This is a genomic window from Dehalococcoides sp. THU4, from assembly GCF_043231265.1.
GTDB lineage: Bacteria > Chloroflexota > Dehalococcoidia > Dehalococcoidales > Dehalococcoidaceae > Dehalococcoides > Dehalococcoides mccartyi.
Genome location: NZ_CP171266.1, coordinates 126489 through 139934 on the forward strand (window position 1 = coordinate 126489; position 13446 = coordinate 139934).

Consider the following 13446-nt stretch of genomic DNA (forward strand, 5'->3'; position numbering starts at 1 on the left):
GTCAATGAGACTGCTGAAAAACCGCTTACCTGCTGTCTGTTGAGCCATGGAAATCATACGCATTCCCATGCTTAACTTAATTTCAGGGTACTGCTTGTTTACTTCCATGCAAATATTTTCTCATTGGAAAGAAGGTCACAGAGTATATCTTTTTTGCACAACCACGTTTGAGGGAGTATATATTTTTTGTACAAAATAAAAGAGCCACCCTTTTCAGGATGGCTTATGTATTTAGCCCTAATCTTAAATCTAGAGTTTTATACTCCTCTTGGATACCCCATAGCTTCATCACAGGGTTTGATTTCAAGACTAACATTGGAAGGTATTAAATCAGCATTAGATACTTTATAACAAAACTCAGTCGGGCCTGAATATTTCACCCGTGAGTAATACCACCTGGTGGCAATTTGAACTATCTTTTCATCATGCCGGAGAATATAGCCAGATTCTTTATATTGTTTTGTTAAATTCCTATGAATCCTACTAGTACTCTCATCTGTAAATATCTTACTCAAATCATAGGTTTTGCCGCCGTATTGTAATACCTTCTTTTCTTCCCATTCCTTGATCATGATTTTGCTGTGTTCAGCATATGAACGCATAAATATAGCTAAAAATAGCCACTCAGAACTCCCTGTTATTTTGCAGGAACCCTTGTTAATATCATCTTTAGTATTAAAACCATATTTTATCAATTCCTGCATACTATCAAACCAGTACCCGAAATCCTTACTGCGGAATTTGTTTTTCTTGATGTCCAGCCATGGCTTAAAAAGCCGTAAATATTTGGGTGCAAGTTTTTTTGAAAGGCCGCTCCATATATTTTTACCATTCGAGGTATGCTTGTTTACCGTTTCAAGTAAAGCTTTACCCTGAGGCAGATGATACTACTAATTGTGACGAAGTCGCAGCATACCTTGAAAACAGCTATCCTGATTTAAAAGATACTGTATTGGTAATACACACAAAAAATAACGGCGAAATATCTGAATCCGCTTCTGGGAAAAGCAAAGAGGAACTGGATAAATTAAGAAAACAGGCAAATGAAATAGATAACCCCTCAAGCCCATACAAAGCGGTTGTCTCTGTAATGGTTCTAAAAGAAGGATGGGACGTGCGCAATGTAACAACAATCGTCGGACTCAGGCCTTATAAGGCAAAAAGTAATATCTTACCGGAGCAAACATTAGGACGGGGTCTGCGTAAAATGTATTTTGGTGAGGTCACCGAATACCTGAGTGTAGTGGGCACACCTGCATTTATGGAATTTGTGGAATCTATCCAGGCTGAAGGTGTAATACTTGATATGAGACCAATGGGTCCAGGAACTGCCCCTCAAGCTCCGTTGGTAATTGAAGTAGATAAAGACAATTTAAATAAAAATATTGAGGCGCTTGATATAGAAATTCCCGTTTTAACACCAAGAATATATCGTGAATATAAAAACCTCATGGACATAGATGAAAAATCATTCGCAGTTATAAAAATCCCCTACATGCAATTTTCAGAAGAACAGCAGCGTGAAATTGTCTTTAGAGACATAACTAATGGGGAAATAACCCACACCACAATATTAGATTCAACTTGCATGCCCGATTATCATGCCGCAATAGGATACTTCACCCAAACAATAATGAAGGAACTCAGGCTGGTAAGCGGTTATGAGATTTTGTATGGGAAGATTAAATCTTTTATCCAAGAGCAACTGTTTAATCAAAAAATAGCTTTAGACAATCTCAACACGTTACGAAATTTATCTGAACTAAGAGCCACAAAAACCATTATTGAAACCTTTAAAACTGCAATTAATAAACTCACTATTCACGATATCGGAGATTCCGAAATCAGGGATAGTATTAAGATAAGCCAAACGAGACCTTTTGTTGTCAAGGAGAAGTCATATTTAATCCCTAATAAGAGTGTTTTTAACAAAGTAATAGGTGATAGCCATTTTGAGTTAATGTTTGCCGGATTTCTTGAAAAATGTAGTGACGTAAAAGCCTACGCCAAGAATTATTTTGGTGTGCATTTTAAGATTGACTATGTTAATGCCGATGGGAATATATCCGATTACTACCCTGATTTTCTTGTAAAATTATCTAATAAAAATATTTACATAGTAGAAACTAAAGGTCAGGAAGACCTTGATGTGCCGCTTAAGATGAATAGGTTACGCCAATGGTGCCAGGATTTAAACCAAATCCAATCTGATACTAGTTATAACTTCGTCTTTGTGGACGTGGTTAATTTCGAGAAATATCACCCTGATTCTTTTGAAAAATTGGTAGACTGTTTTAAAGAGTATAAGGAATGATCCTAATCCAATTTGGAGGTTAGAATGATCTTAAATTTTCAAACAACATGGGCCCAAATTATCAATTTATCAAACTCAGTATTTAAAACAAAAACCGGATTACCATTCACATATACGGTAGACAATAAAACTGTTTGGATATATCGGAATAATCATCGAATCAATCAGAGTATCGATATTAGCAATTTTAAACAAGTATACAATCTGAAGCAATCAGGCAAGAATATAACCCCTGGGAATATCAATAAATACGCTGTTGCCGCCAACCAAAGCCAAGTTAGAGGCACGAGTTATGTTTGGGCAATACTAAATGACCATAGGATCTAATATATTAAAATAAATTATATTTAGAGGTAAAAATACATGAGTTGGAGTAATGGATTATCCTCCGAACAACAAAATAACGCCAAAGATATCCATGTGCATGTACGGTTATTAGCGGGGCCTGGAACAGGTAAAACTCGCACTATGACAGCTCGAATCGCCTATCTGATAGAAGAGGACCATGTCTCCGCCAACGAAATATTGGCTCTCACCTTTACTAGAGCAGCTGCAAGTGAGCTTAGAAAACGCCTTACCGAATTATTGACAGGATCTCTAATTCCTCAAGTTAGCACACTCCATTCTTTTGCATTAAAGTCAATTCTGCAACTGGGAGCAGGAGACCGTTTACCTAGGCCAATACGCATTGCAGACGATTATGAGGAAAAAAATATAATCGAAGAAGAATTACAGCAAAAGACTTAATACATCAAATATTGAACTATCTCACTACGAGATTGTTGATTTACTTAAAAAGAGCAACAAACCCGAGTTAATTCTGAAATGTCTCGTAATAAATCCTCTATCCTTTGAAGAAAAGCAATTAAAAAAAACCGAGAAAGAGGGCGTAGGCGGTGTTTTAAAAATGAGACACAAATATGAACTAAGACTCATTGTTCAAAACATCGGCAACGTATTGGCGGAACATGCCAGAATAGCTGTTTCCTTTGAGCGTATCTCCATTAATAAAGTACTTAGGGTACCAGATATAAGGATCGATTACATCAGAAATAATATTCCTAGCCTTCAATGGGATTTTCAAAGACCTATATTCCCATCCACATCTGAAGCCATTTGGGATTTACGGGTTAGCTTGCATAGGAAAATGATAGGTAAAATCTCATGGACAGCTCAGGCAGAAGGAACAAATTCCATAGAGGGTTCACTAGTTTTATTGGGGATGGAAACAGCGAAATGGGGAGAGGAGATTAACCCTTATTACCTACCCCAGTATGACGAATTTTGGAAGACACCGGCAAAAAACGACCTGGAACAATCAACAAACCATCCACTTACATAATTTTCATTCAATGTCATATGCTACCTCATGCTGACATACGCTTCAAAAGGCAGATATCCCCATGTTTGTCTAGTGGTGAGTACGTTCAAATCAAGGTAACCTTTGATGCTTACACCTTCCGGAGTGGCTGATATTTTCAGATCCAGATAGGTGTAAGCATCTTTCTTTTCAGCGTTTGAGCACCTATCCAAACAGGGTACTACTTTGGCACAAAGTTCCTTAATGCTCTCCTGCATCTCCAGAGCCTTTGCCAGGTTTTCTTTAGCCTGGATAAGAACGCTGAGTATATTATGTATATCTTACCTTATGTTAAGATACGCCTTCGTTAATTACGATACTCTTTCATATTTGAAATAGTAGTACCAAGCAGTTCCTGAATGAGTAAACAAGAGAACTTTAAACGCAATTGCCTCTTCGGGTTTTACTCCATCTATAGAGTAAATTACGGGATTAAGCCTGCCACAATCGTCCGGAGACAATAAGCTGCCAGTTGTATATTCAGCGGCAGTACTAGTTGCCGCATCATAAGTTCCTAAAGGATGTATATTAGTTAATACCTGCTGCTTAGCTACTAGTTTGCCTGTGTTAAGATATAAATGCCCCTGGTAACTTATTTCCGAAGGCACAGGGGTTGCCCCCCATAACGCTTCGTCACTATCGCACCCGGTAAAACTTAATGCGGAAAAAGTAAGTATACTAAGTATTCCCAATAAGATTATTCTGTTTTTCATTTTAATCCCGCCCGGCAATATAATATCGAGTAAACAAATAGCACCACTTCTGTATTGCCTGGATTATCCATGGCAAAAAACTGTCAGCAGCGCTGCATAATTCATTTACGCAGGATAAGATAAGCTATTGAACCCAGAGGGGGGAGCAAAAAGGTAAAGATACCCCAGAATAGGTATGAGGACATCTGATAGCCACGTTTTTTGGCATCCCGCACAACAAGTATAGTGAACAAAACACTCATAACCAGCCACAAGAAAATTGGCGGGCTCAGCAAAATAGACCATATTTCATGCCAACCGAATACCGGCATTTTTTGATTCCTCCTGTTTATTTTTCAGAATGTAAGGCAGTATCTTAAGATTAATTATCAGGCTTATCCCCTTTTACAGCAACCGATATAGTTTACAAACTCAATCTGAACTGAAAATGAATAACCCGGATAAACTTTCTACAAATGCAGACATTTTCGTTAATCTGCACCCGGACTGAATGCTATAATATATGCTGATGAAACTGCTGTTAATCGAAGATGATACCAATCTGGCAAAAGTAATTACTTCCGGTCTTGAAGAAAATGGGTATGTAGTCAACTGGGAGTCCAATGGCAAACTTGGAGCTGAAATGGCTTTGGCATATACCTTTGATGTCATCATTCTGGATATAATGCTGCCTGAACTTGATGGTTTCGCTGTATGCCATAAAATACGCTCCAATGGCAATCAAACCCCCATCATAATGCTGACCGCCAGGTATCAGGAAGCTGACAGAGTAAGGGGGCTTAACTGCGGAGCGGATGATTACCTGGTAAAACCTTTCAGCTTCCCCGAACTGCTTGCCCGCCTGAGAGCCTTGCTAAGACGAGCCAATAACCAGCATTCCCCCTCTATTAAGCTCAGGAAACTTACTTTAAACACAGTGGACAGAAGAGCTTTTTACGATGGCAGGGAAATAGAGCTTACGGCTAAAGAATACGGCATTCTTGAGTATTTGGTACTGAACAAGAACTGTATAATTACCAAAAATATGATTGAAGAGCATATTTGGGAATCTGAAAGTGACATTTTTTCCAATGTCATAGAAGTGTTAATCAGCCGTATCCGCAAGAAACTGGACAACAATAATAAAAATTCTCTTATAAAAACGGTAAAAGGGTTAGGGTATATTATTGAGGATAAATAGCCTGCGCACCAAGTCAGCCGTCATTTTCGCCGTTATCATTAGCTTCCGGTATAAATACCCTAATCTGATTTTTTAAATGGATTTGTTAATTCCCTGATTAAAAACCTTGCAGGCTTTTCCCCCACGGATTTTACCGGCTCTATTTTCAGCGAAATTGAACCCGGTTTTGCTGCAAGAATGCCCTTAGGAGTAGAGCTGTATCAGAAATTCAGCTGATAATAAGGGCTTTTCTATGCCGACTGCTTGGGCAAAAATACCTTAAAGACAGTGCCTTTGCCCGGTTCACTTTCCACCTCAACCCGCCCTTTGTATATCTCAGAGGTACTCTTTACTATAGATAAACCCAAGCCAGTACCTTCCGCACTCCAATCAGCCCGGTAAAACCTGTCAAATATACGGGGTAGGTGCTCCTTACTTATCCCGATTCCGGTATCTTTTATGGCAAGCACCATAAACCCGCTTTCGTCTCTAAGGGAAATCACTACCTGCCCTCCGTCAGGGGTATATTTGGCAGCATTGGAAAAAAGATTATCAAAGAGACGGCTGAACTGTTCGGGCTCTCCGTATATGTTTAAACCGGGCTGGATATCCCGAATCAGCTTAATCTTTTTCGTTTCAAAAGCGGTCTGCCATTTATCAGCACTGCTTTCAAGGGCAGCACCCAAATCTATTTTCAAGCTTAGGGCCGGACGCGGACCGGCATCCAGACTGGCCAGAGCCATCAAATCATCAATAATCAGCGCCATTTTCTCAACTTGCTTTACAATATTCTTAAAAGCCTGACGGTATTCCTCGGTATTCCGCTCTTTGCGAAGCGCCAACTCGGACTCCGCCCTAATCACCGTAAGCGGGGCTTTCAAATCATGGGAGGCATCAGAAGTAAAGCGGTGCTGGCTCTGAATAAACCCGTAAACCCGGTCAAAAAGTGAATTTAAGGTTGCCGAGAGCTGGCCTAATTCATCATTTTGTTTCACCGGAATACGGTCTTTCAGGTCAGACGGATTTATATTATTGGTGGTATGGGTGATTACCTGAACCTGTTTTAAACACCGGTAAGCCAAAAAATAGCCCAAGGCAGCGGCGATAATAAGGACAAAGGGAATAGCCATAAAGAGAATCTGTTTATACTGGTCCAGAGTTTTATAAATATACCCGGCATCACCCACAAGTATAAGGAGCTGGTTGGGCTTATAATCATTATCATACCAGGCTACATAAAACCTTAACTGGGAATCCGGAATTTCCAAGCGCATGGCGGGCATATACTCATTTATGGCGGTTATGTCGGCAATGGAATCCTGGATAACAGATTTGTACCTTTCACTCCCGGATATAAGACCGGTTTCAATATCATATATATAAACCACTTCCGCAAACACATCCCCCGCATAATACAGGTTATTACCCTCAGACCGGATAATTTCTCCGGCTGCTTTTTCAGCATCAGCCGCCAAAGAATCATTCAGGCTGCTGAATAAATGGTAAGACAAAAAGAAGTACGATATGAGACCAAAAAACCCAAGTACCGAGAGCAATACCAGGGCATTAATAATGGTCAGCTTTATCTTTACGCTCATCTATCCAGCCTGTATCCCGCCCCGCGCAAAGTTTTGATAGGGCCGCTTTTTGCATCCCAGCCCAGCTTTTGGCGCAACTTTTTTATCAGGGAATCAATAGTATTGGAGACAGATGTACTTTCCGCCCCCCAAAGATGCTCCTCCAGCATGGACCGGGTGATAAGAACACCGGGATTGGTAATAAAATATTCCAGTATTTTATATTCTGCCGCTGTAAGCTTTATCTCGGTTTTCCCGCCGCAAACCCGGTGGGATACATTGTCAAAAGAAATGCCGGCTGTTTCAACAACCGGCAATACCCTCAGGGGCGGCCTCCGCTGAAGTGCCCGTATCCGGGCAAACAGTTCATCACAGGCAAACGGCTTGCAAAGGTAATCATCCGCACCGGCATCCAAACCCTTTACCTTTGAATCAAGCGAATCTCTGGCGGTAAGCATGAGCACCGGTGTAACTATGCCGTCAGCCCTGAGCTTCCGGCAGACCTCAATACCATTTTTATCCGGCAAGCCGATATCCAGAATCAACAGGTCAAATTCAGAATTTGCGGCAAAGTATTCTCCCAAAGCCCCGTCACAGGCATATTCAACCACATGCCCGGCCTCACCAAGAGCCCGCTCCAGGGTTTGGCAGAGACACTTATCATCATCAAGTAATAAAATCCGCACGCCGCAAAGCCTTTTACCTGTTAATCATTCATAATTCCTATAATAGCACTATTTTGGCCTCAGCGGTCATCCAATAATCATCTTTTGGTCATTTATTGTTCATCTTTATATGCTAGGCTTGTACTAATCAGCTATGAGGAGTAATTATGATTAGAGTATTAGCCTCGGTATTACTCGGTGTCATGGTATCCGCCCTGCCGGTTGCAGCCAATGTATCAGCGGCAGAAATAGCAAGCAAGTATTATCCGAATCCCCAGGTCTTTGACAACACTTATGGCACTATCCTCAGCCCTTCGGAAATAGTGGCCCTGTACCCTATGTCCGCAGAAGATGAAGCCAAGCTTATTCAGGTTGTACCCCAATGCCCGGTAAATGTAGACGGAGTGTGGTATAAAGCAGAGGAAATCACCCTTTTTAACGGGCACCAGCTTCACTTCACCACAGATAAAAAGGGCGGGTTATACGCTTTTACTGATGCCAGAGCCATGGAAATATTCCTTGAAGCAGAATACGGGGATATATTCAATACTTCCACTGACAAAGCGATGCAGATGCTGCGGCTGGACCGAAGCGAACTATTTGCAGACTGGCTGTACTCAGGCAACCTTATGCTGCTTGACCCTTATGCCCAAATATCTAATCTGGCAAATCTGGGCTGGGATAACCAAATCTCCTCCGCCCAGATTTGCAGTTCCGCACCGGTTACACTTTGGGAATATTCCGGTTTTCAAGGCAGCAGCTTTACCATGCTGGCGGATTCAAGCCATGCGGCTTTGACTTTTGAAGGCTGGAACGACAGGGCATCAGCTATATCTTAATGATTACTTTAAAGCAGGTATCTGTTTTAAAGATTGGCTAGACCTGTTTCAGGTAAGGCACGGAAATTCAAGGTAAGGGTTTGCTGTAGATTTGATATCCGGCAGTCTAACCCTTACCTTGAAAATTTAAAAAAGCTAATGACTATTTAAAAAACCTCCTCAGAAACAACCGCAAATGCCGGGCGAACTAACAAACTCTCTGTCTAAACATCCCCAAAACCAAACAGGGGATTGAACCTGCCCTGATTTAACCTTAGAATAAGATGATAAATGTCTGGCTACTTTTAACCAAACAGGAATAAGAAATGCAAAACACACCTGACAAAAGTATAGATAAATATATCCAGGGGTTCCCGGAGAATGTTCAGGTTATTCTCAGGGAGTTACGGCAGGTTATCAGTGAGGAAGCGCCTCAGGCCGTTGAGACTATCAGCTACGGCATACCCACATTTAAGCTAAAAGGCAATCTGGTGCATTTCGGTGCTTTCAAAAACCACATAAGCTTTTTCCCCTCATCATCCGGCATCACCGCTTTTGAGCAAGAGCTGTCAGCTTACGAGATATCCAAAGGCACAGTCAGGTTTCCGCTGGATAAACCGCTGCCATTCCCGCTTATCAGAAAAATTGTGGCTTTCAGAGTAAACGAAAACTTAGCGGATAAAAAATAAGAGTGATACCTAAATAACCGGCAAGAATACTCCATCAAAAGGCCAAACTCCGGCTGGCTATTTGGCAAGCCATATCATTTTAGTTTATGATGCACCCGTCCGGCGCACCCTTCCCGCCTGCTAAATATATAAACGGTAAGGTAAAATGGCAAAACTGGTCTTGGATTTACATGATATTTACAATAAAAGCGGTCAGATTGAGGCTGAACTGCACCGGGTAATCAACCAGGCGGTTGAAAAGAAAATCAGCCCGGTGGAGATTATCCCCGGCAAGGGCTCAGGCCAGCTCAAGAAACATGTCCTCAGGTTTCTGGCCCAGCCTGATATTAAAAAACTCTACCACCGGCTGGAAAAAGATGATAAAAACTTCGGGCGGGTGTTTGTCCATTTCAAGTTTTAGCCGCCCCAAAATGCGTAGCTGAAAAGATTGTCTTGACGATAAATAACTGCTAGAGTATGTAATAACTTTTTTAAAGAGAAGAATATGCCCAGCGCTATACTTAAAATTCACTGCACAGATAAAAAAGGCATTATTTCCAGTATTTCCAGCTTTATCTGCCGCAATAACGGCAATATTATTACCCTGGACGAATTTGTAGACCACCCGTCCAATACTTTTTTTATGCGCCTGGAATGGGATATTTCCGCTTTTGCACTTAGCCGTGAACAGATGGAAGCCGAGATTGCACTAATGGGGCAGGAATACTGCTACGCAGACAACTGGCAGATATTTTACTCTGACCGCAAACCCCGGCTGGCAGTATTTGTATCTAAATATGACCACTGCCTGTGGGATATAATGCTGAGGTATAAAGCCGGGGAACTTAAATGTGATATTCCCCTGATTATCAGCAACCACCCAGACTTGAAACAAATAGCCGATTTATTCGGCATTGATTACAAAGTAGTCAAAGTCACCCCGGATAACAAGCTTGAAGCCGAAAATGAGCAGACCTGTCTGATTAATGAGTACAACATAGACTTCATGATACTGGCCAGATATATGCAGGTGCTTTCACCCGAATTTGTAGCCCGCTTTGAAAACAGGATAATAAATATCCACCATTCGTTCCTGCCGGCTTTTGAGGGAGCGCGCCCCTACCACCAGGCGATTGAACGCGGAGTAAAACTGGTGGGTGCTACCGCCCATTTCGTAAATAACAATCTGGACAAAGGCCCTATAATCTGCCAGTCCACCATGCCCATAAGCCATGAGGATAGCGTAGAAGACCTGATGGTAAAGGGCAGAGATATTGAAAAACTGGTGCTTTCACAGGCAATGAAGGTATTTTTAGACCACCGTATCTTCGTGCACAACAACCGCACTATTATCCTCTAGGGATTGCCAGCCGGAGAAAATCTGAAACCGGCTTAAGGTATACCCCAAAATGCCGCCTGATGCTTTATATTTATGGTAAGGTTTTGTTATACTTACTTAGGTTGGTTTGGCCAATTGACCCCAAGTGCCGTAAAGGTACTCTCCCGCATACATTCCAAACTGCCAATATTTTTTAAGAGGGATAGTTTGTGAAAAAAAGCCTCAGACGTATTGCCTTTATGAGCCTTGTTTGCCTGCTTTTGGTACTCTCCGCCTGTGGCGGAGGAAATGACCCTGACAGTAACGCATCTAATCCCCCCCCAGATGATAACTCCAACAATCCTTCCAATCCGCCGCCTGTATATGACCCCTATGCCCAGTATGAGGGATACCTGCTGCAAGGATACCCTGAGCAGATGTGGCCGCTTTATGAGAGCAAGGCCATAAGCTCCTGCAATCTAGATGTGTTTTTCCCCGGTTTTAATATGAACCCGGGATATGTATGTACGTACAATGTTGTTTACTACAGCGAAAAGCCCAAAGCCGAGATTGTAGCTTATTATGCCGGGCTTGCCGGAAGCCTGAACCCTTCCAGCTTTTATGACGTGGACACTGATATAAATAATTATCACTTTACCGCCAGAGTTGTAGAAGAAGGCAGCCGTAATCTGATTTACCTGGCGGCTGATATGCCTGATAACTTTTATACCGAACATCCTCTTTGGGGGGATTTCCCGTCAGATGTATTCCCCGTTTTTAACCTTACCCAGCAGCGGTACCATGACGTAGCCTGCCGGAGCAACGGAGACGGCGAACTTCAGTACACCAATCACTATAATTTCAGCGGCGGCAGACAGGCCGCAGTGGAATACTACCGCACCCGGCTGCAGAATATGGCTGAATATGCCGAAACTACAAATTCGGATAGTACCTGCACCACTCTTTCCGGCGTAGTACGCGGCTTTGACTTTCAGGTATTGATTTACGATGACAATATTGCAGTTTTCCTGGAAAAACCGTTTGACTAATACTCAGGCCTAAAACTAAAAGGGGCGGCGGTGATGCCGCCCTTTTCTATGCAGCCAGCCTGTTTTCAAATATAAAATACCAAACAGCAGTTGGAAAAACACAGCTTTTTCTGATACCATGAACAGGTACAAATTTCTCAATACAGCCCGAATATTTTAATTTATATCAGAAAGGTAGACTAATGAAATCCACTAAAGCCCTTATTTTGGCTACACTTTTTCCCGTAACCCTGTTTGCCAGCGGCTGCAACGGCGGAGATGCCGCCCCTGAAGTAACCCCCATGTCCTGGGATGCTGCCCCGGCCATGCAGATAGACCCTGCCAAGCAATATTTCGCCACGGTGGAAACCACTTTGGGCAGCTTCAAGATTGAGCTTTTTGCCTCCGAATCCCCCGTGACGGTTAATAATTTTGTATTTCTGGCTAAAGAAAACTACTACAACGGGGTAATCTTCCACCGCATAATGAAAGCTTTTATGATTCAGACCGGTGACCAGACCGGCACCGGCAGAGGCGGCCCGGGTTACCGCTTTGCTGATGAACTGCCGGTAAAACATTCGTATGACCCCGGTATAGTTGCCATGGCAAACGCCGGCCCCAATACCAACGGCAGCCAGTTCTTTATCTGTACCGGCGCACAGGCTAAGAACCTGGACTACCAGCCCAACTACACCCAGTTCGGCCGGGTGATTGAAGGAATGGATGTGATTACCAAGCTGGCGTCAGTACCGGTAGTAGCTAACAGTTATGGTGAGGTAAGCACCCCCTCCAATCCCCCCAAGATTATCAAGATAACTATAACCGAAGGCTAAAACAGCTTTAACTTAAACTGAATATAAACTAAAGGCGGCTCTTAAAAGAGCCGCCTTTTTATTAGTCCGGAAAAACCTATTTCTGCATACCGCCGAAGTGTTCTTTCAGTTTATCCAGCTTCGGCTGGATAACAAAGCGGCAGTAAGGCTGATCTGAATGTGAGGCATAATACTGGCGGTGATAATCTTCGGCCGGGTAAAACTTTTCAAGGGGCAATACCCCGGTCACTATCCGCCCGGGAAAGCCGGCGCTTTCGTCAAGTTTCTTTATAGTCTCCTCAGCCTGCACTTTCTGGGCAGGCGTAGTATAAAAAATAACCGAGCGGTACTGCGTGCCTATATCTTGCCCCTGGCGGTTTGGGGTAGTAGGGTCATGCATTTGAAAAAAGATATCCAGCAAATCAGTATATGAAACCAGAGCGGGGTCAAATTCCAGCTTTACAACTTCGGCATGCCCGGTATCTCCAGCGCAGACTTGCTGATAAGTGGGATTCGGCAAAGTCCCCCCCGCATATCCGGGTTCAACCTTGAGTACCCCCGAAAGACGGCTGAATACTGCTTCCATACACCAGAAACAGCCCCCGCCGAATACGGCTGTTTCAGTCATTTGCCGCCGCTCTCAGGCATAAACTTAATCGAAAGTGAATTTACACAGTGGCGGGTATTTTTGGGGGTAAAGCTTTCACCATTAAAGACATGACCCAGATGTCCGCCGCAGGCAGCACAGAGTATCTCAGTCCGCCGCCCGTCCGGGTCAGGCTGGCGTTTAACAGCTCCCGGCAGTTCATCATCAAAGCTTGGCCAGCCGCAGCCGGAGTGGAATTTGTCTTTGGCGGAATAAAGGGGCGCACCGCACCGGCGGCAAACATATGTGCCGTCTTTAAACAAATTCACATATTCGCCGCTGAAGGCCGGTTCAGTTCCTTTGCGGATTAACACCGCTTCTTCTTCGGGGCTTAATTTATTGTATTCCATATGTTTTATTCCTTTTGC

Annotated in this window: 16 protein-coding genes and 1 pseudogene; 10 read left to right on the plus strand and 7 right to left on the minus strand. The window is 42.9% G+C overall.

Annotated features, from left to right (window positions below; all coding sequences use genetic code 11):
- Positions 1–257: 257 nt before the first annotated feature.
- The gene (locus ACE6F3_RS00635; protein ID WP_324664458.1) at positions 258–704 is read right to left on the minus strand and encodes a hypothetical protein; all 447 of its coding nucleotides are present in this window, start codon (positions 702–704) and stop codon (positions 258–260) included.
- Between the two features lie 161 nt (positions 705–865).
- Between ACE6F3_RS00635 and ACE6F3_RS00640 the strand changes: the two are divergent.
- The 3 genes and pseudogenes from ACE6F3_RS00640 to ACE6F3_RS00650 all read left to right on the plus strand — a co-directional run.
- A pseudogene (locus ACE6F3_RS00640) lies at positions 866–2314 on the plus strand (type III restriction endonuclease subunit R); the annotation flags it as partial.
- Between the two features lie 363 nt (positions 2315–2677).
- Positions 2678–3061, plus strand: coding sequence for a UvrD-helicase domain-containing protein (locus tag ACE6F3_RS00645; protein WP_392654729.1), 384 nt, complete (start codon positions 2678–2680; stop codon positions 3059–3061).
- Positions 3062–3221: 160 nt separating this feature from the next.
- Positions 3222–3656: a hypothetical protein gene (locus ACE6F3_RS00650; protein WP_392654730.1), complete on the plus strand. Its 435-nt coding sequence runs from the start codon at positions 3222–3224 to the stop codon at positions 3654–3656.
- A gap of 20 nt (positions 3657–3676) precedes the next feature.
- On the opposite strand, the gene ACE6F3_RS00655 is transcribed toward ACE6F3_RS00650, so the two are convergent.
- Positions 3677–3892 (minus strand): hypothetical protein, encoded by a 216-nt coding sequence (locus ACE6F3_RS00655; protein WP_324664466.1) that lies wholly within the window; start codon positions 3890–3892, stop codon positions 3677–3679.
- A gap of 93 nt (positions 3893–3985) precedes the next feature.
- Complete coding sequence (locus ACE6F3_RS00660; protein WP_279115413.1) at positions 3986–4387, minus strand: hypothetical protein; 402 nt, start codon at positions 4385–4387, stop codon at positions 3986–3988.
- 508 nt (positions 4388–4895) lie between these two features.
- On the opposite strand from ACE6F3_RS00660, the gene ACE6F3_RS00665 reads away from it, so the two are divergent.
- Positions 4896–5567: a response regulator transcription factor gene (locus ACE6F3_RS00665; protein WP_279115411.1), complete on the plus strand. Its 672-nt coding sequence runs from the start codon at positions 4896–4898 to the stop codon at positions 5565–5567.
- A gap of 230 nt (positions 5568–5797) precedes the next feature.
- Here ACE6F3_RS00665 and ACE6F3_RS00670 read toward each other — a convergent pair whose 3' ends face one another.
- Both ACE6F3_RS00670 and ACE6F3_RS00675 read right to left on the minus strand, forming a co-directional pair.
- Complete coding sequence (locus ACE6F3_RS00670) at positions 5798–7144, minus strand: ATP-binding protein (protein ID WP_279115410.1); 1347 nt, start codon at positions 7142–7144, stop codon at positions 5798–5800.
- Positions 7141–7809 carry a response regulator transcription factor gene (locus tag ACE6F3_RS00675; RefSeq protein ID WP_279115409.1) on the minus strand — a complete coding sequence of 223 codons (669 nt, stop codon included), beginning with the start codon at positions 7807–7809 and terminating at the stop codon, positions 7141–7143. The genes ACE6F3_RS00670 and ACE6F3_RS00675 overlap by 4 nt, the downstream gene beginning before the upstream one ends.
- A 146-nt stretch (positions 7810–7955) precedes the next feature.
- On the opposite strand from ACE6F3_RS00675, the gene ACE6F3_RS00680 reads away from it, so the two are divergent.
- From ACE6F3_RS00680 to ACE6F3_RS00705, 6 genes are all read left to right on the plus strand, one after another.
- Entirely contained in the window at positions 7956–8627 is a 672-nt protein-coding gene (locus ACE6F3_RS00680) for a hypothetical protein (protein WP_279115406.1), read from the plus strand.
- A gap of 305 nt (positions 8628–8932) precedes the next feature.
- Positions 8933–9295 carry an iron chaperone gene (locus tag ACE6F3_RS00685; protein WP_279115404.1) on the plus strand — a complete coding sequence of 121 codons (363 nt, stop codon included), beginning with the start codon at positions 8933–8935 and terminating at the stop codon, positions 9293–9295.
- Between the two features lie 145 nt (positions 9296–9440).
- Positions 9441–9695, plus strand: a complete 255-nt coding sequence (locus tag ACE6F3_RS00690) for a Smr/MutS family protein (protein ID WP_041342685.1) — start codon at positions 9441–9443, stop codon at positions 9693–9695.
- Positions 9696–9779: 84 nt separating this feature from the next.
- Positions 9780–10634, plus strand: a complete 855-nt coding sequence (gene purU / locus ACE6F3_RS00695; protein WP_041342688.1) for a formyltetrahydrofolate deformylase — start codon at positions 9780–9782, stop codon at positions 10632–10634.
- A 188-nt stretch (positions 10635–10822) separates the two neighbouring features.
- Positions 10823–11641, plus strand: a complete 819-nt coding sequence (locus tag ACE6F3_RS00700; protein WP_041342691.1) for a hypothetical protein — start codon at positions 10823–10825, stop codon at positions 11639–11641.
- Positions 11642–11823: 182 nt separating this feature from the next.
- The gene (locus ACE6F3_RS00705; protein WP_010936930.1) at positions 11824–12453 is read left to right on the plus strand and encodes a peptidylprolyl isomerase; all 630 of its coding nucleotides are present in this window, start codon (positions 11824–11826) and stop codon (positions 12451–12453) included.
- A 76-nt stretch (positions 12454–12529) separates the two neighbouring features.
- Here the strand turns inward: ACE6F3_RS00705 and msrA are convergent, their stop codons facing one another.
- Both msrA and ACE6F3_RS00715 read right to left on the minus strand, forming a co-directional pair.
- A complete protein-coding gene (gene msrA / locus ACE6F3_RS00710; RefSeq protein WP_058292538.1) occupies positions 12530–13060 on the minus strand; it encodes a peptide-methionine (S)-S-oxide reductase MsrA in 531 nt (176 codons plus the stop codon).
- Positions 13057–13428 carry a methionine-R-sulfoxide reductase gene (locus tag ACE6F3_RS00715; RefSeq protein ID WP_041223394.1) on the minus strand — a complete coding sequence of 124 codons (372 nt, stop codon included), beginning with the start codon at positions 13426–13428 and terminating at the stop codon, positions 13057–13059. Before ACE6F3_RS00715 ends, msrA begins: the two co-directional genes overlap by 4 nt.
- Between the last annotated feature and the right edge of the window lie 18 nt (positions 13429–13446).

What these genes read in the sequence shown, in the direction of transcription:
- ACE6F3_RS00680 (WP_279115406.1), top strand. Translation starts at nt 7,956, where the DNA reads ATGATTAGAGTATTAGCCTCGGTATTACTCGGTGTCATGGTATCCGCC.
- ACE6F3_RS00650 (WP_392654730.1), top strand. Translation starts at nt 3,222, where the DNA reads ATGAGACACAAATATGAACTAAGACTCATTGTTCAAAACATCGGCAAC.
- ACE6F3_RS00705 (WP_010936930.1), top strand. Translation starts at nt 11,824, where the DNA reads ATGAAATCCACTAAAGCCCTTATTTTGGCTACACTTTTTCCCGTAACC.
- ACE6F3_RS00645 (WP_392654729.1), top strand. Translation starts at nt 2,678, where the DNA reads ATGAGTTGGAGTAATGGATTATCCTCCGAACAACAAAATAACGCCAAA.
- ACE6F3_RS00655 (WP_324664466.1), bottom strand. Translation starts at nt 3,892, where the DNA reads ATGCAGGAGAGCATTAAGGAACTTTGTGCCAAAGTAGTACCCTGTTTG.
- msrA (WP_058292538.1), bottom strand. Translation starts at nt 13,060, where the DNA reads ATGACTGAAACAGCCGTATTCGGCGGGGGCTGTTTCTGGTGTATGGAA.
- ACE6F3_RS00665 (WP_279115411.1), top strand. Translation starts at nt 4,896, where the DNA reads ATGAAACTGCTGTTAATCGAAGATGATACCAATCTGGCAAAAGTAATT.
- ACE6F3_RS00660 (WP_279115413.1), bottom strand. Translation starts at nt 4,387, where the DNA reads ATGAAAAACAGAATAATCTTATTGGGAATACTTAGTATACTTACTTTT.
- purU (WP_041342688.1), top strand. Translation starts at nt 9,780, where the DNA reads ATGCCCAGCGCTATACTTAAAATTCACTGCACAGATAAAAAAGGCATT.
- ACE6F3_RS00715 (WP_041223394.1), bottom strand. Translation starts at nt 13,428, where the DNA reads ATGGAATACAATAAATTAAGCCCCGAAGAAGAAGCGGTGTTAATCCGC.
- ACE6F3_RS00670 (WP_279115410.1), bottom strand. Translation starts at nt 7,144, where the DNA reads ATGAGCGTAAAGATAAAGCTGACCATTATTAATGCCCTGGTATTGCTC.
- ACE6F3_RS00685 (WP_279115404.1), top strand. Translation starts at nt 8,933, where the DNA reads ATGCAAAACACACCTGACAAAAGTATAGATAAATATATCCAGGGGTTC.
- ACE6F3_RS00690 (WP_041342685.1), top strand. Translation starts at nt 9,441, where the DNA reads ATGGCAAAACTGGTCTTGGATTTACATGATATTTACAATAAAAGCGGT.
- ACE6F3_RS00635 (WP_324664458.1), bottom strand. Translation starts at nt 704, where the DNA reads ATGCAGGAATTGATAAAATATGGTTTTAATACTAAAGATGATATTAAC.